This window comes from Neisseria sp. HMSC066H01 (assembly GCF_001837375.1).
GTDB lineage: Bacteria > Pseudomonadota > Gammaproteobacteria > Burkholderiales > Neisseriaceae > Neisseria.
On the sequence record NZ_KV832193.1, the window covers coordinates 300565 to 325075 of the forward strand.

Annotated in this window: 23 protein-coding genes; 12 read left to right on the forward strand and 11 right to left on the reverse strand. The window is 48.7% G+C overall.

All coding sequences use genetic code 11. The annotated features are described in order from the left end of the window. Positions 1–89 precede the first annotated feature (89 nt). Positions 90–2147 carry a methionine--tRNA ligase gene (metG, locus tag HMPREF2551_RS03810; RefSeq protein WP_070837249.1) on the forward strand — a complete coding sequence of 686 codons (2058 nt, stop codon included), beginning with the start codon at positions 90–92 and terminating at the stop codon, positions 2145–2147. A gap of 27 nt (positions 2148–2174) precedes the next feature. After that, positions 2175–2369, forward strand: a complete 195-nt coding sequence (locus HMPREF2551_RS03815; RefSeq protein ID WP_003747785.1) for a hypothetical protein — start codon at positions 2175–2177, stop codon at positions 2367–2369. A gap of 108 nt (positions 2370–2477) precedes the next feature. On the opposite strand, the gene rsgA is transcribed toward HMPREF2551_RS03815, so the two are convergent. Continuing rightward, positions 2478–3344 carry a ribosome small subunit-dependent GTPase A gene (gene rsgA / locus HMPREF2551_RS03820; protein ID WP_070837251.1) on the reverse strand — a complete coding sequence of 289 codons (867 nt, stop codon included), beginning with the start codon at positions 3342–3344 and terminating at the stop codon, positions 2478–2480. A 150-nt stretch (positions 3345–3494) separates the two neighbouring features. Here rsgA and HMPREF2551_RS03825 point away from each other — a divergent pair, with 150 nt between their 5' ends. The 5 genes from HMPREF2551_RS03825 to HMPREF2551_RS03845 all read left to right on the forward strand — a co-directional run bounded on the left by HMPREF2551_RS03825 (position 3495) and on the right by HMPREF2551_RS03845 (position 8340). Then, on the forward strand, positions 3495–4112 hold the full coding sequence (locus HMPREF2551_RS03825) for a tellurite resistance TerB family protein (RefSeq protein WP_070837254.1): 618 nt from the start codon (positions 3495–3497) through the stop codon (positions 4110–4112). A gap of 99 nt (positions 4113–4211) precedes the next feature. After that, positions 4212–5132, forward strand: a complete 921-nt coding sequence (locus tag HMPREF2551_RS03830; RefSeq protein WP_049333053.1) for a patatin-like phospholipase family protein — start codon at positions 4212–4214, stop codon at positions 5130–5132. 108 nt (positions 5133–5240) lie between these two features. Further along, on the forward strand, positions 5241–7097 hold the full coding sequence (locus tag HMPREF2551_RS03835; RefSeq protein WP_070837256.1) for a ribonuclease catalytic domain-containing protein: 1857 nt from the start codon (positions 5241–5243) through the stop codon (positions 7095–7097). A gap of 135 nt (positions 7098–7232) precedes the next feature. Beyond that, positions 7233–7460 (forward strand): exodeoxyribonuclease VII small subunit, encoded by a 228-nt coding sequence (locus HMPREF2551_RS03840; RefSeq protein WP_003681131.1) that lies wholly within the window; start codon positions 7233–7235, stop codon positions 7458–7460. Beyond that, positions 7444–8340 carry a polyprenyl synthetase family protein gene (locus HMPREF2551_RS03845; protein ID WP_070837257.1) on the forward strand — a complete coding sequence of 299 codons (897 nt, stop codon included), beginning with the start codon at positions 7444–7446 and terminating at the stop codon, positions 8338–8340. The genes HMPREF2551_RS03840 and HMPREF2551_RS03845 overlap by 17 nt, the downstream gene beginning before the upstream one ends. Positions 8341–8496: 156 nt before the next feature. Here the strand turns inward: HMPREF2551_RS03845 and ftsY are convergent, their stop codons facing one another. Further along, complete coding sequence (gene ftsY, locus HMPREF2551_RS03850) at positions 8497–10029, reverse strand: signal recognition particle-docking protein FtsY (protein ID WP_283122409.1); 1533 nt, start codon at positions 10027–10029, stop codon at positions 8497–8499. 145 nt (positions 10030–10174) lie between these two features. Here ftsY and msrAB point away from each other — a divergent pair, with 145 nt between their 5' ends. Further along, the gene (gene msrAB / locus HMPREF2551_RS03855) at positions 10175–11743 is read left to right on the forward strand and encodes a bifunctional peptide-methionine (S)-S-oxide reductase MsrA/peptide-methionine (R)-S-oxide reductase MsrB (RefSeq protein WP_070837259.1); all 1569 of its coding nucleotides are present in this window, start codon (positions 10175–10177) and stop codon (positions 11741–11743) included. 130 nt (positions 11744–11873) lie between these two features. Here msrAB and purB read toward each other — a convergent pair whose 3' ends face one another. Continuing rightward, a complete protein-coding gene (purB, locus tag HMPREF2551_RS03860; RefSeq protein ID WP_070837262.1) occupies positions 11874–13244 on the reverse strand; it encodes an adenylosuccinate lyase in 1371 nt (456 codons plus the stop codon). A 210-nt stretch (positions 13245–13454) separates the two neighbouring features. Here purB and HMPREF2551_RS03865 point away from each other — a divergent pair, with 210 nt between their 5' ends. Next, positions 13455–13895, forward strand: a complete 441-nt coding sequence (locus HMPREF2551_RS03865; RefSeq protein ID WP_070837264.1) for a surface-adhesin E family protein — start codon at positions 13455–13457, stop codon at positions 13893–13895. A gap of 333 nt (positions 13896–14228) precedes the next feature. Here the strand turns inward: HMPREF2551_RS03865 and HMPREF2551_RS03870 are convergent, their stop codons facing one another. Both HMPREF2551_RS03870 and purD read right to left on the reverse strand, forming a co-directional pair. After that, the gene (locus HMPREF2551_RS03870) at positions 14229–14798 is read right to left on the reverse strand and encodes an L-threonylcarbamoyladenylate synthase (protein WP_070837343.1); all 570 of its coding nucleotides are present in this window, start codon (positions 14796–14798) and stop codon (positions 14229–14231) included. 71 nt (positions 14799–14869) lie between these two features. Further along, on the reverse strand, positions 14870–16141 hold the full coding sequence (gene purD, locus HMPREF2551_RS03875; RefSeq protein ID WP_070837266.1) for a phosphoribosylamine--glycine ligase: 1272 nt from the start codon (positions 16139–16141) through the stop codon (positions 14870–14872). Between the two features lie 140 nt (positions 16142–16281). Between purD and HMPREF2551_RS03880 the strand changes: the two genes are divergently transcribed. Then, a complete protein-coding gene (locus tag HMPREF2551_RS03880; RefSeq protein ID WP_070837268.1) occupies positions 16282–16593 on the forward strand; it encodes a DUF4298 domain-containing protein in 312 nt (103 codons plus the stop codon). Between the two features lie 54 nt (positions 16594–16647). Here HMPREF2551_RS03880 and HMPREF2551_RS03885 read toward each other — a convergent pair whose 3' ends face one another. From HMPREF2551_RS03885 to HMPREF2551_RS03905, 5 genes are all read right to left on the reverse strand, one after another. Continuing rightward, entirely contained in the window at positions 16648–17259 is a 612-nt protein-coding gene (locus tag HMPREF2551_RS03885; RefSeq protein WP_049323008.1) for an IMPACT family protein, read from the reverse strand. 61 nt (positions 17260–17320) lie between these two features. Continuing rightward, on the reverse strand, positions 17321–18253 hold the full coding sequence (locus HMPREF2551_RS03890; protein ID WP_063076339.1) for an electron transfer flavoprotein subunit alpha/FixB family protein: 933 nt from the start codon (positions 18251–18253) through the stop codon (positions 17321–17323). A gap of 10 nt (positions 18254–18263) precedes the next feature. Continuing rightward, positions 18264–19013, reverse strand: a complete 750-nt coding sequence (locus tag HMPREF2551_RS03895) for an electron transfer flavoprotein subunit beta/FixA family protein (protein WP_003686610.1) — start codon at positions 19011–19013, stop codon at positions 18264–18266. Positions 19014–19197: 184 nt separating this feature from the next. After that, the gene (waaC, locus tag HMPREF2551_RS03900; RefSeq protein ID WP_070837270.1) at positions 19198–20166 is read right to left on the reverse strand and encodes a lipopolysaccharide heptosyltransferase I; all 969 of its coding nucleotides are present in this window, start codon (positions 20164–20166) and stop codon (positions 19198–19200) included. Positions 20167–20212: 46 nt separating this feature from the next. Beyond that, positions 20213–20848, reverse strand: a complete 636-nt coding sequence (locus HMPREF2551_RS03905; RefSeq protein ID WP_070837272.1) for a nicotinamidase — start codon at positions 20846–20848, stop codon at positions 20213–20215. 170 nt (positions 20849–21018) lie between these two features. Here HMPREF2551_RS03905 and tsaA point away from each other — a divergent pair, with 170 nt between their 5' ends. After that, positions 21019–21693, forward strand: a complete 675-nt coding sequence (gene tsaA / locus HMPREF2551_RS03910; protein WP_070837274.1) for a tRNA (N6-threonylcarbamoyladenosine(37)-N6)-methyltransferase TrmO — start codon at positions 21019–21021, stop codon at positions 21691–21693. A 95-nt stretch (positions 21694–21788) separates the two neighbouring features. On the opposite strand, the gene gap is transcribed toward tsaA, so the two are convergent. Beyond that, positions 21789–22793 (reverse strand): type I glyceraldehyde-3-phosphate dehydrogenase, encoded by a 1005-nt coding sequence (gene gap / locus HMPREF2551_RS03915; RefSeq protein ID WP_003747744.1) that lies wholly within the window; start codon positions 22791–22793, stop codon positions 21789–21791. 649 nt (positions 22794–23442) lie between these two features. On the opposite strand from gap, the gene lpxC reads away from it, so the two are divergent. Continuing rightward, positions 23443–24357, forward strand: a complete 915-nt coding sequence (gene lpxC, locus HMPREF2551_RS03920; protein ID WP_070837276.1) for a UDP-3-O-acyl-N-acetylglucosamine deacetylase — start codon at positions 23443–23445, stop codon at positions 24355–24357. Positions 24358–24511 lie beyond the last annotated feature (154 nt).

Consider the following 24511-nt stretch of genomic DNA (forward strand, 5'->3'; position numbering starts at 1 on the left):
ACCGGCAATCGGGTTTCAGACGGCCTTTGCGTATTGTTTTGCGGTATAATTCCCAATATCTTTATCCATTGTTTTTAAAAGCACAAACCATGACACGCAAAATCCTTGTCACTTCCGCGCTGCCCTATGCCAACGGCAGCATCCACCTCGGCCACATGGTCGAACACATCCAAACCGACGTTTGGGTACGCTTCCAAAAACTGCGCGGCCACGAATGCTACTACTGCTGCGCCGACGACACCCACGGCACGCCCGTGATGCTTGCCGCGCAAAAACAAGGCATTGCGCCTGAAGACATGATTGCCAAAGTGCGCGAAGAGCACCTCGCCGACTTTACCGGTTTCAATATCGGCTACGACAATTATTACAGCACCCATTCCCCTGAAAACAAACAGTTTTCCCAAGACATTTACCGCGCGCTGAAAGCCAACGGCAAAATCGAAAGCCGCGTCATCGAGCAGCTTTTCGACCCTGAAAAACAAATGTTCCTGCCCGACCGCTTCGTCAAAGGCGAATGCCCCAAATGCCACGCCCAAGACCAATACGGCGACAACTGCGAAGTCTGCGGCACGACCTATTCCCCGACCGAACTGATCAACCCGTATTCCGCCGTTTCCGGTGCCAAACCCGAATTGCGCGAATCCGAACACTTCTTCTTCAAACTGGGCGAATGCGCCGACTTCCTCAAAGCATGGACTTCCGGCAACAACCCGCACGACGGCAAGCCCCATCTGCAAGCTGAAGCCCTCAACAAAATGAAAGAATGGCTGGGCGAAGGCGAAGAAACCACCCTGTCCGACTGGGACATTTCCCGCGACGCGCCGTATTTCGGTTTCGAAATCCCCGACGCGCCGGGCAAATACTTCTACGTCTGGCTGGACGCGCCCGTCGGCTACATGGCGTCGTTTAAAAACCTGTGCGACCGCATCGGCATCGATTTCGACGAATATTTCAAAGCCGACAGCCAAACCGAGATGTACCACTTCATCGGCAAAGACATCCTCTATTTCCACGCCCTGTTCTGGCCCGCCATGCTGCATTTCTCCGGCCACCGCGCCCCGACCGGCGTGTACGCACACGGCTTCCTGACCGTCGACGGACAAAAAATGTCCAAATCGCGCGGCACATTCATCACCGCCAAATCCTATCTGGAACAAGGCCTGAACCCCGAGTGGATGCGCTACTACATCGCCGCCAAACTCAACAGCAAAATCGAAGACATCGATTTGAACCTGCAAGACTTTATCTCGCGCGTAAACAGCGACCTCGTCGGCAAATACGTCAACATCGCCGCCCGCGCATCAGGTTTCATCGCCAAACGCTTTGAAGGCCGTCTGAAAGACGTTGCCGACAGCGAATTGCTGGCAAAACTGACTGCGCAAAGCGAAGCCATTGCTGAATGCTATGAAAGCCGCGAATACGCCAAAGCCCTGCGCGACATCATGGCCTTGGCGGACATTGTCAACGAATACGTTGATGCCAACAAACCTTGGGAATTGGCGAAACAAGAAGGCCAAGACGAACGCCTGCACGAAGTATGCAGCGAACTCATCAACGCCTTTACCATGCTGACCGCCTACCTCGCCCCCGTATTGCCGAAAGTGGCCGAAAACGCCGCCAAATTCCTAAATTTGGAAGCCATCACTTGGGCAAATACACGCGAAACCTTAGGCGAACACGCCATCAACAAGTACGAACATTTAATGCAACGAGTGGAGCAAAAACAAGTGGACGATTTAATCGAAGCCAACAAACAAAGCATCGCCGCCACAGCCGCGCCTGCCGCCGAAGAGAGCAAATACGAAAAAGTCGCCGAACAAGCGAGCTTCGACGATTTCATGAAAATCGACATGCGCGTCGCCAAAGTATTGAACTGCGAAGCCGTCGAAGGCAGCACCAAACTTTTGAAATTCGACCTCGATTTCGGTTTTGAAAAACGCATCATCTTCTCCGGCATCGCCGCATCTTACCCAAATCCTGCCGAATTGAACGGCCGCATGGTCATCGCCGTCGCCAACTTCGCCCCGCGCAAAATGGCAAAATTCGGCGTATCCGAAGGCATGATCCTCTCCGCCGCCACGGCAGAGGGCAAACTGAAGCTCCTCGATGTCGACGCAGGCGCACAGCCCGGGGATAAAGTAGGCTAAGGCTTAGCCAAACCATAAGGAGAAACCATGTTAAACCTTTCCGCACCGGTACTTAAAGAAATTGAGTTGCTTAATGATGCAGGCTTATCGGTTGGCGCTATTATTACAGTGTTGCGTCTGAAGTTTCCGGTAGAACTCCATGATCGGGAGGACAAACAAATTGAAGAAGCCGTGCTTCTCATGATCAATCCGCCACGAAAAGCACCGTCTCTTTCCCGCTAAGGTACCGATACCGGTTGAAAGGTAAATTTGGTTATACTTCAACAAAAGGCCGTCTGAAACTTTCAGACGGCCTTTTTATTTATCCAAACGCTTATTTCCACTCAAACTTTATCTCAACAATTCATCGGTAACGCGTTGCAGAAACTCAATACGCTCGGGTTTGGCTTCGCCTGATTCGGCAGCGGCTTTGACGGCGCAGCCGGGTTCGGCGCGGTGGGTGCAGTTGTGGAAACGGCACTGGCCGATAAGGTGGCGCAGGTCGGGGAAGTATTGTAATAAATCGGCGGCTTGGAGATGGTGTAGGCCGAATTCTTGCAGGCCGGGGGAATCGATGAGTCGGGTTTCTACGTTTAAATCGTACAGTTGGGCGTGGGTGGTGGTGTGTTTGCCGGAGTCGAGTGCGGTGGAAATGTCGCCGGTTCGGGCGGCTTGGTTGCCGAGTAGGGCGTTGGTCAGGGTGGACTTGCCCATGCCGCTTTGTCCGAGCAGGATGTTGGTTTGCCCTTCTAAAATGGGACGCAGGATGTCGGCGTTTTCCAATGCGTTGGTTTCGACCACGGGGTAGCCGAGGGTTTCGTAGAATTTGAGTTTCTCGCGCCATTGGGCGGCTTCGGGGAGGTCGGCTTTATTGAGGACGATGACGGCGTTAATGCCGGCCGCTTCGGCTGCGAGGAGGGCGCGTTGCAACAGGGCTTCGCTGGGCGAGGGGCTGGCGGCGGTTACGATGAGCAGTTGGGTAACATTGGCGGCAATCAGTTTGGTTTTCCACGCGTCTTGGCGGTAGAGCAGGCTTTCGCGCGGGAGGTAGTCTTCAATCACGACTTGTTCGCCGTTGATGGGGCTGATGCGGACTTGGTCGCCGCAGGCGAAATCGACGCGTTTTTTGCGGGTGGTGGCGTCATATGTTTGGCCGTCGGGGGTGCGGACAATATAGCGGCGGCCATAGCTGGTAATGATTTGGGCGGTATCGGTCATGATGGGGTTTATTGTTTGGAATGGTGTGATTGTACCGAAAGTCGGCTATGGCCGTCTGAAAACTTGTTTGCACCTTTTAACTTTCTTTGGCTTGGTTTTTGGGTGTTTCTGCCCTATATTTGCAATGTATTTGTTTTCAGGAGATTTTTTATGGATTTCAGTCAGTTGCTCAATCAGGTTTTGGGTGCGGCTCAAAAAGGCGGCAAAGCGGTGGCGGACAGTCCGCTCAATTCTTTCGGCGGCGGCGCGCTGACGGGTGCTTTGGCATCGATGCTGTTGAAAAAGAAAAACACGAAGAAGCTGGTCAAGGCCGGATCGGTCGCCGCTTTGGGTTTTCTGGCTTATAAAGGCTATCAAAACTGGAAGCAAAACCGCCAGCAGGACGAATTGCCGCAAAGTGCGTTCCAACCTGCCGGCCTGCTTGGTGAAAACCACAGCCGTGTGATTTTGCAAACGATGATTGCGGCGGCGGCTTCAGACGGCCTGATTGACGATGCGGAACGCGCAGCCATTGAGCGTGAAAGCGGCAGCGATGCGGAAACTGCGGCATGGTTGCAGGCGGAATATGCGCAACCGGCCTCTATCGAGCAAATTGCCGCTTCTGTCGGCAATGACGAGGCTTTGGCAGCCGAAACTTATCTGGCGGCCCGATTGGTCTGCGCGGACTTGTCGCGCAAGGAAATCGTGTTCCTGAGCCGTTTGTCCCAAGCATTGAATTTGGACGACCAACTGGTCGAAAGTTTGGAAAAACAGCTCGAATTGGCTTGAGCTGGATTTAAAAGGCCGTCTGAAACTTGATTTCAGACGGCCTTTCGACTTAATTTCAGAGTAAAATAACCCCTTCGACATATTAAAGGCTGTCTGAACATGAATAAACTTTTTTCCACATTCAAAACGTTTTTAGCCGCTTCGTCCGTCTTGGTATTGGCCGCCTGCCCGAGTGGCAACGCGCCGCAATCCAAACCTTCTACGCAGGGTCAAAATACGGTTTCACATACTGCACCCAAACCGAAAGCCACGGTTGCGCTGGCTTTGGGCGGCGGCGCATCCAAAGGATTTGCCCATATCGGGATTATTAAGGTTTTGAAAGAAAACAATATTCCGATCAAAATCGTTACCGGCACATCCGCAGGCTCGATTGTCGGCAGTATGTACGCTTCGGGAATGTCGCCCGACCGCCTCGAATTGGAAGCGGAAATTTTGGGTAAAACCGATTTGGTGGATTTGACCTTGTCCACCAGCGGCTTCATCAAAGGCGAAAAACTGCAAAACTACATCAACCGTAAAGTCGGCAATCGTCCGATGCAGCAGTTCCCCATCAAATTTGCCGCCGTTGCGACCGATTTTGAAAGCGGCAAACCGGTGGTGTTCAACGTAGGCAATGCCGGACAGGCCGTCCGCGCTTCTGCTTCGATTCCGAACGTGTTCCAACCTGTCGTTATCGGCAGCCGCAAATATGTGGACGGCGGCCTGTCGCAGCCCGTACCGGTCAGCGCGGCGAAAAAACTGGGTGCAAACTTCATCATTGCCGTCGATATTTCCGCCCGTCCGGCCAAAAACGTCAGCCAAGGCATGTTCTCCTATCTTGACCAAACCTTCAACGTAATGAGTCAAACTGCGTTGCACCAAGAATTGGGCCAAGCCAATGTGGTCATCAAACCGCAGGTTTTGGAGCTGGGTTCGGTTGGCGGTTTCGACCAAAAACAACGCGCCATCCAATTGGGCGAACAGGCCGCACGCGCCGCCCTGCCTGAAATCAAACGCAAACTGGCGGCATATCAGTATTAATCATCCGCCGTTTGAACAGGCCGTCTGAAAGTATGTTTTTCAGACGGCCTTTCTTGTGCAAATCTGCTAAAATCACGCGTTTCCTACAAATCATAAAATCCTAAAAAAATGAATATCTTTTACGAAGAGTCCGGCCAATTCAAAGTTGCCTCCATCGTCCAAAAAAACGACGCTACCTACCAAGTCGATACCCAACACGGCAAACGCACCAAAGTGAAGGCAAATAATGTCTTTGCCGAGTTTGACGGCGATATGGCGGCGTTTTTGGAGAACGCGCAGGCGCAGGCGGCGGACATCGACACCGATTTATTGTGGGAAGTATGCGGCGAAGAGGAGTTTACCGCTGAGGCGATTGCCGAAGAATATTACGGCCATGCGCCGACCAAAACCGAGCTGGCGGCGACCTTGATTGCGCTGTACGCCGCGCCGATGTATTTCTACAAAAAAGCCAAAGGCGTGTTCAAAGCCGCGCCTGAAGAAACTTTGAAACAAGCGCTTGCCGCCATCGAACGCAAAAAACAGCAAGACGCGCAAATCGACGCTTGGGCGGAAGCCTTGAAACGCGGCGAGATGCCGTCTGAAATCGCGGCGGATTTGAAAACCATCCTGCACGCGCCCGACAAGCAGTCGCTGACCTATAAAGCCTTTACCAAAGCCGCCGATGCGCTGAAAACCTCCGCCTATGAATTGGCGAAAAAAACGGGCGGCATTACATCCATTCCCCAATACCTGCAAGACGGCTTTGAAATCAAATATTTCCCCAAAGGAACAGGTTTCCCCGATCTTCCGCTTCCTGAAATGCCCGACCTGCCCAAGGCCGACGTTACCGCCTTTTCCATCGACGACGAATCGACCACCGAAGTCGATGATGCTTTGAGCCTGACCGACTTGGGCAATGGCATGAAGCGCGTCGGCATCCACATTGCCGCGCCGTCGCTTGCCGTTAAACCGGGCGACAAAATGGAAAAAAACATCATGGAACGCTTGAGCACGGTCTATTTCCCCGGTGGCAAAATCACCATGCTGCCCGAAAACTGGATTGCCGCGTTCAGCCTTGATGCAGGCGCGTACCGCCCTGCCGTCAGCATTTATTTCGATGTGGACAGCGAGTTCAACGTCGGCGCGCCAACCTGCAAAATTGAAGCCGTCAACATCGCCGAAAACCTGCGCATTCAAGCCATTGAGCCGCATTTCAACGCCGAAACCGGCTTGGACGAAGCCGGCGAAATGATGTTTGCCCACCATCAAGACCTGATTTGGTTCTATCAATTCGCCATCGCCCTGCAAAAAGCGCGCGGCAAATACGAGCCAGACCGCGCGCCGCAATACGATTACAGCATCGAATTGGATGAGGAAGGCAACGTATCCGTCGTCCGCCGCGAACGCGGTTCGCCCATCGATACGCTGGTCAGCGAGATGATGATTCTCGCCAACAGTACTTGGGCGCAGATGCTGGACGAAAACGAGCTGCCCGGCCTTTTCCGCGTCCAACCGGCAGGCAAAGTGCGCATGAGCACCAAATCCGAACCGCACATCGGCATGGGCGTGCAGCATTACGGCTGGTTCACCTCGCCGCTGCGCCGCGCCGCCGACTACATCAACCAAAAGCAGCTGATCAGCCTGATCGACGACACTGCCGAGCCGCTGTATCAAAACAGCGATGCCGAGCTTTTCGCCGCGCTGCGCGACTTCGATGCCGCCTATACAGCCTACGCCGACTTCCAACGCCAAATGGAAGCCTACTGGAGCCTCGTGTACCTGCAACAGCAAGGCACGAGCGAGCTGACCGCGACCATCCTCAAAGAGGACCTCGTCCGCATTGAGGGGCTGCCGCTGGTAACGCGCGCGACTGGTATTCCGTTTGACGCGCTGCCCAAATCGCAGGCATTGTTCAAAATCACTGAATTGGATGCCGAGAAACAGTTTATCGCGCTCAACTATCAAAAAGCCGTTTTACCGGGCTGATAACGTTATTCCGTTTGAAAAAAGGCCGTCTGAACAAAGAAACAGAAATCTTTGATTTCGTTTTCATCCCCGTTCAGACGGCCTTCATCATCTAAAAATGCTACAATTCCCCTTTTCTGCCCATCATTTCAAACCATGAAAAAAAACGCCCCCCAATCCTTTGAAGAAGCTTTATCCCGCCTTGAAACCCTGACCCAGGCCATGCAAAGCAGCGAAATGCCGCTGGAAGACGCCCTGGCCGCCTATCAGGAAGGCAACGAATTGGTCAGATACTGCCAAACCAAATTGGCGGAAGTCGAGCAGAAACTGCAAGTCTTGGATGCCGGCGAACTGAAGGAGTTGAACCTTGAACCCGGCGAATGAACTCAAAACATGGCAGCAAAAAGCCCAAGCGCAAACCGAATTGCTGCTGGCGCATTTCTTGCCGTATGAAAACCAAGTGCCGCACACGCTGCACGAAGCCATGCGTTACGTTACCCTCGGCGGCGGCAAACGGCTGCGCCCGCTCTTGGTGCTTGCCGCGTCCGAATTGGGCGAAGCAAACCAAAATGCCGTCGAGCAGGCGATGGCGGCGATCGAAATGGTGCACGTCTATTCGCTGGTTCACGACGATATGCCGGCGATGGACAACGACAGCCTGCGCCGCGGCAAACCGACCTGCCATGTGCAATACGATGAAGCAACCGCCCTTTTGGTCGGCGATGCGCTGCAAACCCAAGCCTTTGATGTATTGAGCCGTCCGACAGGCCTGCCTGCCGAACGCCAGCTTGCCATGTTGTCCACGCTGGCCCAGGCATCCGGCAGCCTCGGCATGGCGGGCGGACAAGCCATCGACCTGGCCAATGTCGGCAAAGCCATGAATCAGGCCGAATTGGAACAGATGCACAGCCTCAAGACCGGCGCACTCATCCGCGCGGCCGTGGCCTTAGGCGCACTTTCCTGCCCGGACTTAACACCGGCGCAAATCCAAACCTTAGACCGCTACGCCGCCAAATTGGGCCTGGCTTTCCAAGTGATCGACGATGTATTGGACTGCGAAGCCGATACCGCCACCTTGGGCAAAACCGCCGGTAAAGACTCGGACAACGACAAACCGACCTACGTCAAACTGATGGGCCTGCACACCGCGCGTACTTACGCAGAAACGCTGATCGCAGAAGCCGTTGCCCTGATCGAGCCATTCGGCGGCAAAGCCCTGCGCCTGCGCCAACTGGCCGAGTTTGTTACTGCACGGAAAAACTAAACCTGCAAATAAATAAAGGCCGTCTGAAACCTGATTTTAGGTTTCAGACGGCCTTTTTAACAGCCTGTTTGGCTGGTATCAACCGAATGCGGAATCTTTCAAAATACGGCTCAGAAATCCTCCGCAAACTGCGTTGACAAGCCTCAGCCTGTCCGTTTAATCCAATAGGGCATCCACAAACGCTTTGGCATTAAACGGACGCAAATCGTCGATGCCTTCGCCTACGCCGATGTAGCGGACGGGAACTGGGCGGTCAGAGGCAAGGGCGGCAAGGATACCGCCTTTGGCCGTACCGTCGAGCTTGGTGACGATCAGGCCGGTCAAACCCAATGCTTCGTCAAAGGCTTTCACTTGGTTGACGGCGTTTTGACCAATATTGGCATCAAGCACAACAATGATTTCATGTGGCGCATCAGGCATGGCTTTTTGCAACACGCGCTTCACTTTTTTGATTTCTTCCATCAAATGAAGCTGCGTCGGCAGACGGCCTGCTGTATCGGCCAGCACAATGTCGATCCCGCGCGCTTTCGCGGCTTGGACGGCATCGAAGCAAACGGCTGCGGAATCGCCTGTGGTTTGCGAAATCACGGTCACATTATTGCGTTCGCCCCAAGCTTGAAGCTGCTCACGCGCGGCGGCACGGAAAGTATCGCCTGCCGCCAGCAATACAGATTTGCCCTGAGCTTGGAAATATTTGGCGAGTTTGCCGATAGACGTGGTTTTGCCTGCGCCGTTGATACCGGCAAGCATAATCACGAAAGGCTCCTTGGTTTCCGGCAAGATCAAAGGTTTCTCTAGAGGCTTAATCAAATCGTACAGCGCATCTTTCAGCGCACCGCGCAATTCGTTGCCGTCTTTGAGGCCTTTAAGGCTGACACGGTCGCGCACGTCTTTCATCAAGTATTCGGTGGCTTCCATGCCCATATCGCTGGTAATCAGCACGGTTTCCAGCTCTTCGTACAAATCCTCGTCGATTTGTCCGCCACCGAACACGCCGGCCAACGATTTTGCCATTTTGTCGCGTGATTTGGTCAAGCCTTGTTTCAAACGCGCGGCCCAACTGAGCTTGTGTTCTTCTACCGGAGCAGGGGCTTCAGCCGGTGTTTCCGCAACGGCTTCTTGAACTTGCTCGACAGCTTCGCTAACTGCCTCAACAGCTTCTTCTTTGACTGCTTCGGTTTGTTCTGCTGCTTCCTCAGCAACCTCGGCCACTTCAGACGGCATTTCGGCAACAGTTTCCTTTACCTGCTCAACAGCCTCGCTGACGGTTTCAACGGCCGTTTCTTTTACCGCTTCAGCCTGTTCCGCTACTTCCTCAGCAGCCTCGGCCACTTCAGACGGCATCTCGGCAACGGTTTCTTGAATCTGTTCAACAGCCTCGCTGGCGATTTCAACAGCCGCTTCTTTTGCCGCTTCAACGTGTTCTTCTACTTTTTCGACTGTTTCAGACAGCGTTTTGGTCAAAGCTTCCCGAACCTGCTCAACGGTTTCACTGACGGTTTCAACAGCCGATTCAACAACTGATTCAACATGCCCTTTGACGCTTTCTGCTAAAGATTCGGAATCTTCTTTAATATTTTCAACTACTTGAGTAACCTCAGATTCTACTTTTGCTGCGGTTTCCTGAACTTGAGCCTCCTCGGGAGCCGGAGTTTCCTGTTTTTTCTTGCGACGGAAGAAGCTGAACATTAAATTTTCCTTTTAATTTTAGAAACTTGAAATAGGGAGTATTGTAGCGTATTTTACGTGGCAAGGTCGTCTGAAAATCAAGGTTGTCAGGTTTTAGCATTTCCAACGTCTAACGAGACAAACCATCCATACAGGAAACATAGCGATGAATCCCCGCACATTATTTTCACTTTGCACCAAGTTCGGCTGCCTGCTTGCGCTTGGCGCCTGCTCATCCAAAATGATGGATACCGAAGCCGCAACCATACCGCAGGCTTTGTCCTCGTTGAAAACCCCTGACAACCGCCCTGCCAGTGTTTTTCTGAAAAAAGACAAACCCACCCTGATTAAATTTTGGGCAAGTTGGTGTCCTTTGTGTTTGTCCGAATTGGGACAAACCGAAAAATGGGCGCAAGATGCACAATTCGGTTCTGCCAACCTAATTACCGTTGCTTCGCCCGGTTTTCTACACGAGAAAAAAGACGGCGACTTTCAAAAATGGTATGCCGGTTTGAACTATCCTAAGCTACCCATCGTTACCGACAACGGCGGCACCATCGCCCAAAGCCTGAATATCGGCGTTTACCCTTCGTGGGCATTAATCGGCAAGGACGGCGACGTGCAGCGCATCGTCAAAGGCAGTATCAATGAAGCGCAGGCATTGGCTTTAATCCGCGATCCCGATGCCGATTTAGGTCGTCTGAAAAACACATTTTACAAACCTGATACACAGAAAAAGGATTCAGCAATCATGAATACGCGCACTATCTACCTCGCCGGCGGCTGCTTCTGGGGCTTGGAAGCCTATTTCCAACGCATAGACGGCGTGGTTGACGCAGTATCCGGCTACGCCAACGGCAAAACGGAAAACCCAAGCTACGAAGACGTGTCCTACCGCGATACGGGTCATGCCGAAACCGTCAAAGTTACCTACGATGCCGACAAACTCAGCCTAGACGACATCCTGCAATACTATTTCCGCGTCGTTGACCCGACCAGCCTCAACAAACAAGGCAACGACATCGGCACACAATATCGCAGCGGCGTGTACTACACCGACCCTGCCGAAAAAGCCGTCATCGCCGCCGCCCTCAAACGCGAGCAGCAAAAATACCAACAGCCCCTCGTCGTCGAAAACGAGCCGCTGAAAAACTTTTACGACGCCGAGGAATACCATCAGGACTACCTGATTAAAAACCCCAACGGCTACTGCCACATCGACATCCGCAAAGCCGACGAACCGCTGCCGGGCAAAACCAAAGCCGCCCCGCAAAGCAAAGCCTTCGACGCGGCAACGTATAAAAAACCCAGCGATGCCGAACTCAAAAGCATCCTGACCGAAGAGCAATACCAAGTGACCCAAAAAAGCGCGACCGAATACGCCTTCAGCCACGAATACGATCATCTATTCAAACCCGGCATTTATGTGGACGTCGTTAGCGGCGAACCCCTGTTCAGCTCCGCCGACAAATTCGATTCCGGTTGCGGCTGGCCAAGCTTCACCCGCCCGATTAACGCCGCCGCCGTTACCGAACACGACGATTTCAGCTACAACATGCGCCGCACCGAAGTGCGCAGCCATGCCGCCGATTCGCACTTGGGACACGTCTTTCCCGACGGCCCGAAAGACAAAGGCGGCCTGCGCTATTGCATCAACGGCGCAAGTTTGAAATTCATTCCTTTGGAAGAAATGGACGCTGCCGGCTACGGCGCGTTGAAGGGCAAAGTAAAATAACGGATTGAATCGAAAAAGGCCGTCTGAAAAAAATTTCAGACGGCCTTTTTGATTTGTCGGATGTAGAGGGTTGGTTTCTTATTTATCAAAAAATCTCAATAATTAAGAAAGTATGCCCTACAAAAGCCTTTTAAATTCGTTTTGCCAACTCTTCGGCTTTGCCCACATACAACGCAGGAGTCAGCTCAAGCAATTTGGCTTTGGCTTCTGCCGGAATTTCCAACGACTCGATAAAGAATTTCAATACTTCAGGCGTAATGCCGTCTTTACCGCGTGTCAGGTCTTTCAGCTTCTCGTAAGGATTGGCTACGCCGTAACGACGCATTACGGTTTGAATCGGCTCGGCCAACAGCTCCCAAGTAGCGTCCAAATCAGCAGCAAGGGCGGCAGGATTCGGCTCAAGCTTGTTCAGACCGCGCAGATGGGCGGCAAAGCCCAATACGGTATAGCCCACGCCTACGCCCATATTGCGCAATACGGTGCTGTCGGTCAGGTCGCGCTGCCAACGGGAAATCGGCAGTTTTTCGGACAAAAAGCCCAATACGGCATTAGCCATACCGAGGTTGCCTTCGGAGTTTTCAAAGTCGATCGGGTTAACTTTGTGCGGCATGGTGGAAGAACCGACTTCGCCTGCTTTGACTTTTTGTTTGAAGTAACCCAATGAAATATAACCCCAAACGTCGCGGTTGAAGTCGATCAGAATCGTGTTGACACGGCTGATGGCTTGGAAGAATTCCGCCATATAGTCGTGCGGCTCGATTTGAATAGTGTAGGGGTTGAAGGTCAGGCCGAGGCTGATTTCAACGAAGTTGCGGCAATGGGTTTCCCAATCCACATCGGGATAAGCGACCATATGGGCATTGTAGTTGCCGACTGCGCCGTTGATTTTGCCGAGGAATTCTTGCGCTTGCAGGTTTTTAAACTGGCGTTGCAGGCGGTACACGACATTGGCGATTTCTTTACCCAGTGTGCTTGGCGTCGCAGGCTGGCCATGCGTGCGGCTCATCATAGGGACGGCAGCCAACTCATGCGCCATGCCGGTCAGTTTTTCGATGATTTCGGCCAGTTTCGGTAGCAAAACAGTCTCACGCGCTTCTTGCAGCATCAAAGCGTGGGACAGGTTGTTGATATCTTCGCTGGTGCAGGCAAAGTGAATGAACTCGCTGGCAGCAGCCACTTCAGGCACGCCAGAGAAGCGTTCTTTAAGCCAATATTCGATGGCTTTGACGTCGTGATTGGTGGTCGCCTCAATGGCTTTGACGGCGGCGGCATCTTCAAGTGAGAAGTTTTCGATCACTTTGTCGATTTCGGCAAGCGTAAAATCGCTGAAAGCAGGAACTTCTGCAATCTTAGGCTCGGCGGCAAGGGCTTTGAGCCAGTTTAATTCAACTTTGACACGCGCACGCATCAGGCCGTATTCGGAGAAAATCGGACGCAATGCTTCAACGGATTTGGCATAGCGGCCATCTAATGGGGAAAGTGCAGCGATAGGGTTAATCATGTCGGATCTTCCTATGGGATGAAAACCAAATTGTTTGCAATTATACATGATTTTACACTTCAAGGCCGTCTGAAAAGCAGGTTTCAGACGGCCTTTTCAGCGTATTTTTCATAAAATTCTTTTCAGAGGTTCAACTTTGCAAAATCGATTTACGATATATGCCATCTTCACGGATAATATCGGCTGACTTTCTGTAAATAATGAGGTTTTATGAATATCAAACGTTTTTCCCTGGCTGCAACCGTATTTACGGCTTTGATGTTGAGTGCCTGTGAAACAACCACCACTTCAAGCGGCGGTGGCAGCTGGACCAACATCGGCACCATCTCTGAAGGCAATATCAAAGTAGCCATTGATAAAAGCAGCATTAAAAGAAATGGCGCACTGGTTACTTTCCGCGATAAAAAAACCGTTTCCAAACTGAAAGAGGAACGTTTCGTCAACACGCCTGCCTATAAAACGGCCATCGGCAGCTGGGAAATTCATTGCTCAAACAAAACCTATCGCCTGGCAGCGTTGCAACTGATGGACGAACACGGCCGGGTGATTTCCAACCAAAGCTATACTCCGACCAGCATCCGCCCAATGAGCGTCATGAGCGGCACGATTACTGAAAAACAATACGAAACGGTGTGCGGACATAAGCTTTAATCCACACTTATTCACAAAGTTATCCACAGTTTAAATATTTAAAAAGCCGTCTGAATGCTTTGAATATCAAGTTTCAGACGGCCTTTTTATGTTTTTATGGAAATTTATCTTCAAATTTATCCACAAAATTTGTTTATTCAAAAATAATTTATTACAGCGATTCATTTACGCTCAAAATTTGCTTCATTCTTTCACAAAATACTGATTTATACTCTAGACTGCTATGTATCAAACTGGATCTGCACTAAATGCTTTTCACACAGGTATTCCAACCTTTTGAAAAAAATTCGCTTCTCCAAATGAATACCTTTCCTTTGATGATACAGCCCTTCTTTAACGCAGCCTTGCTCCTGTTTCTCCGTCAATAATCTGGCTGGGCGTTTTCTGCTTACCTATCAATCCGCCTACAACCCATACTTTCCTGCCAAACTGTCTTCTGACTTCCCTTTCCGTTTTGCACGCCCGTTTGCCTGCGCGATTGCATGAAGTAGAGACTAAAGGCATTTCCAAAACCTGACACAAACGCCTTGCACCTGTATGCGCTGGAACCCTAACAGCCAATTTACTGCGTCCTTTTCCCCGCAACGAAGGCAATACTTTTTTGCCGGCCGGCAATAAAAAAGTTTTCGGAGCCGGCCATGCTTCATGCAGCATGGTTTGGATATTTTCAGACGGCCTTTGCAGCAAAGGTTGCAACTGTTCCAAGCTATGGCCAATGACAATCATACCTTTGTGTTGCGGTCGTTTTTTCAGATGGATTAGTTGGTTGAGTGCTTTAGGCAAAGTAGGGACACAGCCCAAGCCATAGCAAGATTCGGTGGGATAGGCGACCAAACCGCCTTTTTTAAGATGCGCCTGCAACCTACGTTGGGCTGCAGCCGATAAAATTCTGGGGAACATCATCATATACCAAGGCCGTCTGAAACTGCGATTGTCGGACAATCTGTGTTCAGACGGCCTATTTCTATTCATTATTAACGGTTGATGGCTTTATCGGCAATGTCTTTACGGTATTGCATACCGTCAAAACGAATGGTTTCCAATGCCTCATAAGCCTTACTCTTAGCTTGTGCAACATCATCGCCCAAACCGACGACACACAACACACGGCCGCCGTTGGTTACCACTTCGCCTTTTTCATTCGTTGCAGTACCGGCATGGAAAACTTTACCGATTTGATTGGCCTTATCCAAGCCGAAGATCACATCGCCTTTTTTCGGAGAGTCAGGATAGTTTTGTGCGGCCAACACCACGCCTACGGCAGTCTGAAGATTCCATTCGGCAGTAACACTATCCAGTTTGCCGTCGATTGCTGCTTCAACCAAATCCACCAAATCGCTATTCAAACGGCTCATAATCGGTTGGGTCTCAGGGTCGCCGAAACGGCAGTTGAATTCGATGGTATAAGGCTCACCGTTTTTATCAATCATCAAGCCCGCGTATAAAAAGCCGGTAAATTCATGACCTTCTGCTTTCATACCGGCCACAGTCGGCAAAATAATTTCATTCATCGCGCGCTCATACACATTAGGCGTTACCACCGGAGCAGGGCTGTATGCGCCCATACCGCCGGTATTAGGGCCTTTGTCGTCATCCAACAGGCGTTTATGGTCTTGACTGGTTGCCATCGGCAAAACATGATTGCCGTCCACCATAACGATAAAGCTCGCTTCCTCGCCTTGCAGGAAATCTTCAATCACGACGCGCGCGCCTGCATTGCCCATTTTGTTACCCAACAACATATCGTCGATAGCGGCATGGGCTTCATCCAAAGTCATGGCGACAATCACGCCCTTACCGGCAGCCAAACCATCCGCTTTAATAACAATCGGCGCACCTTTTCGGTTGACGTAATCATGTGCTGCATCGGCATTTTCAAAGGTTTGGTATTGCGCAGTTGGAATGTTATATTTTGCCATAAACGCTTTAGCAAAATCCTTTGAGCTCTCCAGCTGGGCCGCGTATTGAGTAGGGCCAAAAATCTTCAATCCGGCAGCACGGAAGTCATTGACCACACCTGCAGCCAAAGGCGCTTCAGGACCGACTACGGTAAAGGCAATATTTTCATTACGGCAAAAATCAATCAAATCTTGATGCGCCGTTAATGCGATATTCTGAAGTTTAGGTTCAATTGCCGTTCCGGCATTACCAGGTGCAACAAAGACAGTTTCTACTTTAGACGACTGCGCCAATTTCCAAGCCAGTGCGTGTTCACGTCCACCATTACCAATAACGAGCAATTTCATACCGTCTCCTTGAAGAATAGATGTTGTCAATTAAATTCAATCGATGGAATTATTATTCCATCTTGTATAGCTGTTTCAAATTAAGAATAATATTGCACCAAGACAACCATACTCTAATTTCAAACAACGAAAGGAAAATCATGCAAAAACGTATTGACGAAATTCAAAGCAAATACCGCGAATGGTGCGAATTACTGCCGCAACTGGAAGCAGATATCGCCCGTTGGAAACATGCTGCAAGCCTCATGCAGGACATGGATGAATTCTATACCAACGAATACCAAGCGTGTTATCAAGCCATTGAAGAAGGTGCAGATGTTGATTTGCGTACACAGGGCGAATACAGCATTATGAGCGAAGATGCCCTATGGAACGCATTGGGGGAATTTCATCAACTGGCTTGGGAACATTTGCGCTCAAGCGTAAATGCTTTAGACAGATATCAAGGCTAAAACATCAAAGGCCGTCTGAAACTTTTGATTGATCAAATATGTTCAGACGACCTTTTATTCAAACGGCTTCTCAGTATTTACTTCAATTTGGCGCGTATTTTTCCAGGCGGCAATACAGGCTTCATAATCTGCCAACGCTATTTTTACTGTCAACTTACAATCCAGCTGTAAATCCTGTTCCACAATATCGGCCTGATATTGTTTGGCAATCCGTATCGCCTCATTCAAAACTGGATATTCACACTTCAACCAAACCGTTTTCTCAACATTTTTTTCAACAACTTCAGCTATCGCCAGTGCCTGAGCCGTTGATTCCTTATAGGCATGAATTAAACCGGGAACACCCAATAGCGTACCGCCAAAATAGCGCACAACCACAACCAATACATCCGTTACGCCAACAGAATCAATCTGCCCCAGAATAGGGCGGCCAGCGCTCCCGGACGGTTCTCCATCATCATTTGCGCGAAACTGCATTCCATCCACACCCAATCGATAGGCGTAGCACCAATGTCGTGCTTTATGATGCTCTTCCTTTAATGGGTCGAGATATTTCTTCACATCAGCTAATGTGCGGATCGGATAGGCATATGCGATGAAGCGGCTGCCTTTATCTTTAAATTCAGCCTGTGTCGGTGTAGTAATGGTTTTATAGGTCGTAATCATGCCAAAATATTTTCAGACGGCCTTTGTTATAAAAGGCCGTCTGAACGTTTCACGTGAAACATTAGTTTTTCAGTGCTTCAGTCAGTTGAGGCACAACTTCAAACAAATCACCAACCAAGCCGTAATCTGCCACATTGAAAATAGGCGCATCAGCATCTTTGTTGATGGCAACAATTACTTTACTGTCTTGCATACCGGCAACGTGTTGGATAGCACCGGAAATACCGATAGCGAAGTACAGTTGCGGCGCAACCACTTTACCGGTTTGACCCACTTGGGCATCGTTTGGCGCATACTCGGCATCCACTGCCGCACGGGACGCACCAATCGCCGCACCCAAAACATCTGCCAAAGGAGTCAACACTTCATTAAATTTTTCAGCACTGCCCAATGCACGGCCACCGGAAACAATCACTTTTGCCTGAGTCAATTCAGGGCGGTCAGACTGAGAAAGTTGACGGTTTACGAAACGGCTCAGGTTTTGAGCAGGTGTTGCCTCAACATTGACCACTTCTGCATTACCGCCTTGTCCGGCAGCATCAAATGCTGTCGCACGGAAAGTCAGCACCAGTTTTTCAGAATTGGATTGAACGGTTTCAAATGCATTACCGGCATAAATCGGACGGACAAATGTCGAGTTATCCACAACTTCGGTTAAATCCGAAACTTGTGGCACATCCAACAGGGCAGCTACTCGGGGCAACAGATTTTTACCAAACGCAGTTGCAGTCGCAGCCACATAGCGGTAATCCGCAGCCAGTTTAACAACCAAAGGCGCTAATTCTTCTGCCAAACCTTCAGCGTAATAGGGCGCATCGGCTACCAAAACCTTCGCTACGCCTGCAACCTGTTTCGCCTCTTCAACCACCGCAGCAGCATTGCTACCGGCAACCAATAAATCTACATTACCTAATTTGGCGGCAGCCGTTACCGCATGCAAAGTGGCAGGATTCAAATGTTGGTTATTATGTTCCGCAATAATCAATACGCTCATTTCATACTCCTTAGATCACTTTGGCTTCGTTTTTCAGCTTTTCAACCAACTCGGCAACATCAGCTACTTTCACACCGGCTTGACGTGCTTTAGGTTCGGCAAATTTCACGGTATTTAAACGCGGAGAAATATCCACAGCCAAATCGGCAGGACTTAATTTTTCCAAAGGCTTTTTCTTTGCCGCCATGATATTAGGAAGTTTGACAAAGCGTGGTTCGTTCAAACGCAAATCCGCACTGATCACCGCAGGCAACTTCAACGCAACAGTTTCTTCGCCACCGTCAATTTCACGGGTTACCAATGCTTCTTCGCCTTCAATTTGCACTTTTGATGCAAAAGTACCTTGAGCCGCATTCAACAACGCAGCCAGCATTTGGGCAACTTGGTTGGCATCATCGTCAATTGCCTGTTTGCCCAGCAGTAAAATTTGCGGATTTTCTTTATCCGCAACAGCTTTCAGCAATTTTGCAACGGCCAAAGGCTCCAACTTCGCATCAGTTTCAACATGAACCGCACGGTCGGCACCCATCGCCAAAGCAGTACGCAACGTCTCTTCGCATTTTTTCTCACCAAGAGAAACAGCAACAATCTCGCTTACTTTTCCGGCTTCTTTCAAACGGACAGCTTCTTCTACCGCGATTTCATCAAACGGGTTCATCGACATTTTGACATTACCAATATCCACATCGGAACCATCGGCTTTCACACGAACTTTGACGTTATAGTCCACTACGCGCTTTACTGCGACCAGTGCTTTCATTCAATTCTCCTAAAAAGAATGTCCATCAAATCAAGCATACTGATTTTGATACATTCTTTATATAAAATCCAATTCGGTTTTCACCAACATGACAAAACCAAATTTATATAAATATTGGCAAATAGAGCGGAATTATATCATTTCTAAAGCATTTACTCAGAAAATAAATCTAACTCTCCAGCAATTATTTACCGTATGCTGCAACACAATCCATTAAGGTTTGGTAAACCTCGTCAACATTGGGAATTTGAGCAATACCGCCTAAATTTTTCGCATAAGCCGAAACTTGAACGCCGGTCTTAGCCGGATCTGTATCCGTATAAATTCCTACGACAGGCTTTTCCAACGCATTGGCAAGATGCAGCAATCCGGTATCTACGCCAATAATACCCTCTGCGTTTTTCAATAAAAATGCAGCCTGTAATAAATTCATTTTGTCGCAGACGAAAGCAAACGGTAAATCGTTTGCAATCTGTTCGGCACGCATTTTTTCGGTTTCATTTCCCCACGGCAGATATACATTGCATTGTTGCTCTTCATTCAACTTTTTCAATAATACACGCCAGTGTTCTACCGGCCATAATTTACTGTCGCGACTGGTTGCATGCAAAGCAGCATAATAGGGGGATTGCACATTTTTCAGACAGCCTGATTCAGGAACCGACAAACCAAATACCTGCGTTTCAGGCATTGTATAACCAAAAACTTGGGCGAATAACTCACGGTTTCGCCAAACCGCATTTTTACCTTTCGGCACGGCAAATGTTTTACCGTATGCAAGGGCAGCCAAACTTTCACGCGCGCTGTGTTTATCCAAACCGTAAATAGGGGATTTCGCCATTTTGGCAAAACATGCGCTTTTAATCAGTCCTTGACTATCTAAAACAAAATCAAAAGATTCAGCCTGTAAATCCGTTTTCAGACGGCCTATTTCACGCCACGTTTCAGCCTGAAAAAGGTGTTTGCGCCACTGCCGCCATTTCATTACATGAACCTTTTTGACAAAAGGATGTAAGTAGGCAATATCTGCAAACCCTACCTCACACAGCCAATGGAGCTCTACCTCAGGACATTGTCGCGCCAAATCTTCAACTGCGGGCAACGTGTGAATTAAATCGCCCATACTGGACAAGCGGACAAGTAAAATCTTCATATTTTGAAAGATGTTTCACGTGAAACAATGAAATTTTAAATATAATTTATTGATTATTAATGTATTTTTTTATTTCTTCAGCGTTTTCTAAAATAATAGCCCCGGCGGAACGCATTTCCTTCCATGCAGATTCAACCGTTTCCGGAGCAATACCGCGGCAAGCCGCCTGATTGACGATGACTTTCCAAGCCCCGCCTTTAAGCAACTGTAAAACCGTTGTCTTCACACAATAATCCGTTGCCAAACCGCCGACAATAACTGTATCTGCATTTTGACAGCGCAACCATTCGATCAAACCTGTACTGAGTTTTTCTTCAATATCGTGAAAACATGCGCCGTAAGGATGCAATTCAGGATCAACGCCTTTCCAAACGCAATAATCGTATTCTTTGGCTGAAGGCAGGCCATCCAACAATTCATAGCCATATGTTCCAACCATCGCATGCGCCACCCAAGTCAAATCCGCATCGGGCAAACCCGTCGGTTTCAACATATCAACAGGATTATCCACAAGCCATTTTGCCACGGCATGATGTGCATCTTTCGTCATCACGCGCAAATCCGCCAATACAGCTTGGGCATTGAGTTCATCCGCAATCAGATGACCTTCGGCAACGGGCAATTCTTTCGGGCACAAAGGCGTAAACGTTTTTTGTGCATCTACATCGATAGAAACAATCATGGATTAATATAACCTATTGATTTTATTTTAAATAATTTAAATTTTGCATTTATTGCCAATGTTCGGACATTTGGAATAAATGCTTTGTATTATAACAAATTACGACTGCAAAATGTGGGAAAACATCTATGATATGATGACAGTTTGCACAGTATATTTATCCACAAATTATGTCCTATTCGATTACGCCTATTGCAACCGTTCATTCCCCCTACAAGCAAAAATTCGGCATTGCCCGCCAACCAGGTTTGGTTCCTGCGGCAGAAATTTGCATTGAACTCACTCCTGAATTTACCGCAGACAGCGTTCGGGGCTTGGAAGATTTCGACTATGTGTGGATAAGTTTTATTTTCCACGGCGTATTGGATGAAGGTTGGGTGCAAATGGTGCGTCCGCCACGGCTTGGAGGCAAACAAAAAATGGGCGTATTTGCCACGCGCAGCCCACACCGCCCCAATCATCTCGGTTTATCCCTGCTGAAACTCGAACGCATCGAAACAGGCAAACCTGTCCGCATTTATTGCAGCGGCGCAGACCTGTTGGACGGTACTCCGGTAGTGGATATCAAACCCTACATCCCGTTTGTCGAATCCAAACCAGACGCATCATCGGGCTTTGTCAGCGGCAAACCTGAAGAATTGAGTGTAGTCTGGGCAGAAAATACCCTTTCAGAACATTTATCCACAGAAGAAAAACACCTTATTGAGCAAAGCATTGCCCAAGATCCCCGTCCTGCCTACCAAGATATTCCCGAACGGATTTATGTAATGAATATTGCGGATTATGAAGTGCAGTTTAGGATAGAAAACAAATGTGCCACAGTGATTAAACTATCCACAATCTGATTGTAGATTGAAATTTTCTACAAACGAAAGGCCGTCTGAAATGTTCAGACGGCCTTTGAGTTATCCACAGACTGATTGATTCAGCCTATTATCCTTTAGATTTTGCTGGCAAAGAATTCCAAGGTACGAACCAATTGGCAAGTGTAAGACATTTCATTATCGTACCAAGCAACGGTTTTCACCAATTGCTTGTCGCCTACGGTCATTACGCGGGTTTGAGTGGCATCGAAGAGTGAGCCGTATTCAATACCGATGACGTCGGAAGAAACGATTTGATCTTCAGTGTAGCCGTAAGACTCGCTGGCGGCAGCTTTCATCGCGGCATTGATTTCTTCTTTGGTCACAGGACGCTCCAGAACAGAAACCAGTTCGGTCAAAGAGCCGGTAGCAACGGGAACACGTTGGGCAGAACCATCAAGTTTGCCGTTCAATTCAGGGATAACCAAGCCGATGGCTTTAGCGGCACCGGTGCTGTTCGGTACGATATTCAAGGCAGCGGCACGGGCGCGGCGGAAGTCGCCTTTGCGGTGTGGCGCGTCAAGAGTGTTTTGGTCGCCGGTATAAGCGTGGATGGTGGTCATCAAGCCTTCAACAATACCGAATTCTTTTTGCAATACTGCAGCCATAGGGGCCAGACAGTTAGTCGTACAAGAAGCGGCGGAGATAACAGTTTCGCTGCCATCCAAAATATCTTGGTTTACGCCGTATACGACAGTTTTCACATCATTGCCGCCGGGAGCCGAAATCACAACTTTGCGCGCACCGGCACGGATATGGGCTTCCGCTTTGGTTTTATTGGTAAAGAAACCGGTACATTCGAGGACGACGTCCACACCCAGCTCGCCCCAAGGCAATTCTTCAGGATTAGGATTGGCAAATACTTTGATTTCTTTGCCGTTAACAACAATAGCGTCGTCTTTCAATTCGGCAGAGCCTTCAAAGCGGCCTTGGGTACTGTCGTATTTGAAGAGGTGCAACAACATGTCGGCAGGAGTCAAGTCGTTAACAGCAACGACTTCGATACCTTGGGCTTTTTCAATTTGACGCAATGCCAGACGACCGATACGGCCAAAACCATTAATCGCTACTTTAATACTCATTTTGCTACTCCTTTAGATGGAATGGGAAAAATTTCTCAGTGAGGCCATTGTATCCTGAAATAAAATTACTTTCTAGAATTACATGGAATTACTTTTAAAATGTTTGATTTAAATAAACAAAACGTGAAATTCTTGCTTGTAGGAAAATATCGGATTTGTCTAAATAGTCCTGTTTTTTGGTATTTTATTTCATAAATTTCATTTTTTCATCTTAGTTTTTTTATAAGTTTATGATTTTCATAAATTTAGTTCTATTTTTCTGTATTTTGCCGTTTTTGTGCTGATAGCACAGTCTTTTCTTCAAATCATAGTATTTAAAATTTTAAAATGATGATTTTGATGATGGTCCTGATCCTTTGTGGATAATAGAATATTTTTCTTTAAAACCAATCTAATAATCACTTTTTATTTTTGAGGCAAACCCCAACTGAATGTCGGAATAAAAAAGGATAAAATCTTAGTTTCCCTATTTACCTGTGGATAAAAACCAAATTACCCACTTCAATTTCACACACCTTTGTGGATAATTCAAAACGTGAAGTTCATCCCTGCAAAACATCCATATTGGCAAATACTATTAAAAATGATGGCTTGTTTTTTCCTTTTTAACGTATCATTTGCCCATTAGATTTTTTAAAAGGAAGCAATTATGCTGCAACGGACTTTAGCCAAATCAGTAAGCGTTACCGGCGTTGGCCTGCATTCGGGCGAAAGGGTCGCTCTGACTTTGCATCCTGCCGAAGAAAACAGCGGTATTTCGTTCCGCCGTACTGATTTGAGCGGGGAAATGGGCGAAGTAATCAAATTGAATCCTTATTTGATCAATGATACCCGCCTCTCTTCAACCATCGTTACCGATAAGGGCGTGCGCATCGGCACGATTGAACACATTATGTCGGCTCTGTCTGCCTACGGCATCGATAATGCCTTGATTGAATTGAACGCGCCTGAAATTCCGATTATGGACGGATCCAGCCTGCCGTTTATTTACCTTTTACAAGATGCAGGCGTTGTCGATCAAAAAGCCCAAAAACGTTTTTTAAGAATCCTCAAACCCATTGAAATCAAAGAAACCGGAAAATGGGTGCGCTTTACGCCTTACGACGGCTTTAAAGTTACTTTAACCATCGAATTTGATCACCCCGTGTTCAACCGCAGCTCACCTACTTTCGAGATTGATTTTGCAGGAAAATCCTATATCGATGAGATTGCCCGCGCCCGTACCTTCGGCTTTATGCACGAAGTAGAAATGATGCGCGCCCACAATCTCGGACTAGGCGGCAATTTGAACAACGCTATCGTGATTGACGATATGGACGTTTTGAATCCGGAAGGTTTGCGCTATCCCGATGAATTTGTCCGCCACAAAATCCTGGATGCAATTGGCGATTTGTACATTGTCGGCCATCCGATTATTGGCGCATTTGAAGGTTACAAATCAGGTCATGCCATCAATAATGCGCTGTTGCGTGCCGTTTTGGCAGATGAAACGGCTTACGAATGGGTTGAGCTTGCCGATGACGAAGAATTGCCCACCGCTTTTCACGAGCTGCCGGCAGCCTGATAGAAAGTAGATAAAGCAATCCAATGAGAAGGCCGTCTGAACCTTTCAGACGGCCTAAATCATGTCATTTTCCACAATTAATTATCCACATATTCATTCTTTTTATCTTATTGAAAAATAAAAATATTAAAATTCAACTCTATTCTTATACACA

Bases quoted from the DNA above. Each gene is read 5' to 3' on its own strand.
- HMPREF2551_RS03865 (WP_070837264.1), top strand. From the start codon at position 13,455: ATGAATATCAAACGTTTTTCCCTGGCTGCAACCGTATTTACGGCTTTG.
- rsgA (WP_070837251.1), bottom strand. From the start codon at position 3,344: ATGACCGATACCGCCCAAATCATTACCAGCTATGGCCGCCGCTATATT.
- HMPREF2551_RS03830 (WP_049333053.1), top strand. From the start codon at position 4,212: ATGAATAAACTTTTTTCCACATTCAAAACGTTTTTAGCCGCTTCGTCC.
- tsaA (WP_070837274.1), top strand. From the start codon at position 21,019: ATGTCCTATTCGATTACGCCTATTGCAACCGTTCATTCCCCCTACAAG.
- HMPREF2551_RS03885 (WP_049323008.1), bottom strand. From the start codon at position 17,259: ATGATTACGACCTATAAAACCATTACTACACCGACACAGGCTGAATTT.
- gap (WP_003747744.1), bottom strand. From the start codon at position 22,793: ATGAGTATTAAAGTAGCGATTAATGGTTTTGGCCGTATCGGTCGTCTG.
- HMPREF2551_RS03880 (WP_070837268.1), top strand. From the start codon at position 16,282: ATGCAAAAACGTATTGACGAAATTCAAAGCAAATACCGCGAATGGTGC.
- ftsY (WP_283122409.1), bottom strand. From the start codon at position 10,029: ATGTTCAGCTTCTTCCGTCGCAAGAAAAAACAGGAAACTCCGGCTCCC.
- HMPREF2551_RS03890 (WP_063076339.1), bottom strand. From the start codon at position 18,253: ATGAGCGTATTGATTATTGCGGAACATAATAACCAACATTTGAATCCT.
- HMPREF2551_RS03815 (WP_003747785.1), top strand. From the start codon at position 2,175: ATGTTAAACCTTTCCGCACCGGTACTTAAAGAAATTGAGTTGCTTAAT.
- HMPREF2551_RS03835 (WP_070837256.1), top strand. From the start codon at position 5,241: ATGAATATCTTTTACGAAGAGTCCGGCCAATTCAAAGTTGCCTCCATC.
- purD (WP_070837266.1), bottom strand. From the start codon at position 16,141: ATGAAATTGCTCGTTATTGGTAATGGTGGACGTGAACACGCACTGGCT.
- HMPREF2551_RS03905 (WP_070837272.1), bottom strand. From the start codon at position 20,848: ATGATTGTTTCTATCGATGTAGATGCACAAAAAACGTTTACGCCTTTG.
- HMPREF2551_RS03825 (WP_070837254.1), top strand. From the start codon at position 3,495: ATGGATTTCAGTCAGTTGCTCAATCAGGTTTTGGGTGCGGCTCAAAAA.
- metG (WP_070837249.1), top strand. From the start codon at position 90: ATGACACGCAAAATCCTTGTCACTTCCGCGCTGCCCTATGCCAACGGC.
- waaC (WP_070837270.1), bottom strand. From the start codon at position 20,166: ATGAAGATTTTACTTGTCCGCTTGTCCAGTATGGGCGATTTAATTCAC.
- purB (WP_070837262.1), bottom strand. From the start codon at position 13,244: ATGATTAACCCTATCGCTGCACTTTCCCCATTAGATGGCCGCTATGCC.
- msrAB (WP_070837259.1), top strand. From the start codon at position 10,175: ATGAATCCCCGCACATTATTTTCACTTTGCACCAAGTTCGGCTGCCTG.
- HMPREF2551_RS03870 (WP_070837343.1), bottom strand. From the start codon at position 14,798: ATGATGTTCCCCAGAATTTTATCGGCTGCAGCCCAACGTAGGTTGCAG.
- lpxC (WP_070837276.1), top strand. From the start codon at position 23,443: ATGCTGCAACGGACTTTAGCCAAATCAGTAAGCGTTACCGGCGTTGGC.
- HMPREF2551_RS03895 (WP_003686610.1), bottom strand. From the start codon at position 19,013: ATGAAAGCACTGGTCGCAGTAAAGCGCGTAGTGGACTATAACGTCAAA.
- HMPREF2551_RS03840 (WP_003681131.1), top strand. From the start codon at position 7,233: ATGAAAAAAAACGCCCCCCAATCCTTTGAAGAAGCTTTATCCCGCCTT.